General features: G+C 77.6%; 1 protein-coding gene. It reads left to right on the top strand.

From position 1 onward, the window contains the following. Window positions 1-2,355: DUF3488 and transglutaminase-like domain-containing protein (locus K6I33_RS34340; protein WP_229358721.1), on the top strand; the 2,355-nt coding region annotated here is incomplete at its 5' end. Between the last annotated feature and the right edge of the window lies 1 nt (window position 2,356).

Below are 2,356 nucleotides of genomic sequence, written 5' to 3'. Positions count from 1 at the left end.
GCGGTGTGCGGGGTGGTGGCCACGCTCGGTGCCGCCTGCGCGATGCTGCCGCTGGTCGAGCGGACCCTCTGGATCCTCCAGGCCGCGTTCCTGCTGGGCGTGCAGACGGCGGTCGGCGTGGCGGCCCGCCGGGTGCCGCTGGCCCGGTGGCTGACGGTCGCGGCGCAGGCCCTGGTGGCCCTGCTGCTGCTCACGCTCGTCTTCGCCCGGGAACGGGCCGTCGGCGGGGTGCTGCCGGGCCCCGACGCCTTCGAGGAGTTCGGCCGGCTGCTGCGGCAGGGCGTGGACGACGTCGGGCGGTACGCCATCCCCGCGCCCGCGACGACGGCCATCCGGCTGCTGCTGATCGGCGGCGTCCTGCTGGTCGGACTGGTCGTGGACGCCCTGGCGGTCACCTTCCGCGGCGCCGCCCCGGCGGGCCTGCCCCTGCTCGCGCTCTACTCGGTCGGCGCCGGACTGTCCAAGGGCAGCGCCGACTGGCTGTGGTTCCTCATGGCGGCGGCCGGCTATCTGCTGCTGCTCCTGGCCGAGGGCCGGGACCGGCTCGCGCGCTGGGGCAGGGTGTTCGGCGGCGGGGCCGCCGGCGCCCCGCCCGGCGCCGCCGCGGGCCTCGCGGCGGGCGGCGGCCCGGCCCTGGCCCCGGTGCGCACCGGACGGCGCATCGGGGCGCTCGCGCTGGGGATCGCCCTGGCGCTGCCGGTCGCGCTGCCTTCGATCGGCGGCGGGCTGCTGGCCGCGCGCGGCGCCGGCGAGGGCCCCGGCTCCGAGGGCGGCACCATCTCCACGGTCAATCCGCTGGTGTCGCTCCAGAACAGCCTCAACCAGCCGGAGAACCGGGAGCTGCTGCGCTACCGCACCTCCGCACCGTCCGTCCAGGACCTGTATCTGCGCATCGTCGCCCTCGACCGGTTCGACGGTGCGTCATGGCGCGCCTCCGAGCGGCACATCACCGATGTGCCCGACCCGCTGCCCGCCCCCGCCGGCCTGACCACCGGGATCCGTACGACCGGGATCGGCGTCTCCGTCGCGGCCGCCGACGGCTACGGCCAGAACTATCTGCCCCTGCCCTATCCGGCCGAGCGGGTGCGGGTCCCGGGTCAGTGGCGGTACGAGCCGGAGGGCCGGGCGCTGGTCGGCGACCACGGCCAGACCACGCGGGGGGTGCGCTATCAGGTGTCGGCGCTGCTCGTGGAGCCGACGGCCGCTCAGCTCGCGGCCGCGCCCGCGCCCCCGGAGCAACTGCTGCGCGAATACACGCGGGTGCCCTCCGTGATGCCCAAGGTCGTGGCGGACACGGCCCGGAAGGTGACCGCCGGGGCGACCGACGCCTACCAGCAGGCGGTGAAGCTCCAGGACTGGTTCGCCGCGAGCGGTGGCTTCCGCTATGACACGGAGGTGCGTTCGGGCAGCGGCCCCGACGCCATAGCGCGCTTCCTGGAGGAGAAGCAGGGCTTCTGCGTCCACTTCTCCTTCGCCATGGCGGCCATGGCGAGGACGCTGGGCATCCCCGCGCGGGTGGCGGTCGGCTTCACCCCGGGCACCCCGCAGCCGGACGGCACGGTGTCGGTCGGCACCAAGGACGCCCACGCCTGGCCCGAGCTGTACTTCGAGGGCGCCGGGTGGACCCGGTTCGAGCCCACGCCGAGCCGTGGCACCCCGCCCGAGTACACGGTCGCGCAGGCTCCTTCCGCCCCCGACCCGGACGTCCCGGCCCCGGCGCCCGGCCGGACCGGGGCGCCACGGCCGGCGCCCTCGGCGGACGGCGGCTGCCCGCCCGAGCTGAAGAAGCTCGACGGCTGCCCCGGCACCGTCCGGGTGGAGGTCGCCGAGGCCTCCGGCGGCACGTCGCCGCTCACCCTGGCCGGCGTCGTCGTGGCTGCGCTGGCCGCCCTGCTGCTGCCCGCGCTGCCCCACCTGTGGCGGAGGCGGGCCCGCGCCCGGCGGCTCGACGGCCGGGCCGGGCCGCGGCCGCTGGCCGCCTGGCGCGAGCTGACCGACTCCGCGTGGGACTACGGCATCCCGCCGGACGACTCCCTGACCCCCAGAATGGCGGCGGCCCGCATCGTCCGGGACGCGCGGCTGGCCGGACCGCCCGCGGAGGCCGTGGGGCGGCTGGCGACGGCGGTCGAGCACGTGCTGTACGCGCCGTCGCCCCCGCCCGCCGGGGCGACGGCCGGCGCCGACGTCGAGGCCGCCCGGGCGGGCCTGCGGGCCTCGGCGGGGCGCTGGGCGCGGGTGCGGGCCGTTGTCGCGCCGCGGTCGGCGGTGCGGGTGGTGTGGGGTTGTGCGCGAGGGTGGTCGTCGGTGGGGGCACGCCTGCGGCGGCTCGTTCCCCGGTCCCGCCCCTTCCCGTAAC

Origin of the sequence: Streptomyces sp. UNOB3_S3, from assembly GCF_020740895.1 — a bacterium.
GTDB lineage: Bacteria > Actinomycetota > Actinomycetes > Streptomycetales > Streptomycetaceae > Streptomyces.
The sequence above is the reverse complement of the archived record's forward strand: the minus strand, read 5'-3'. Positions and strand labels throughout refer to the sequence as shown.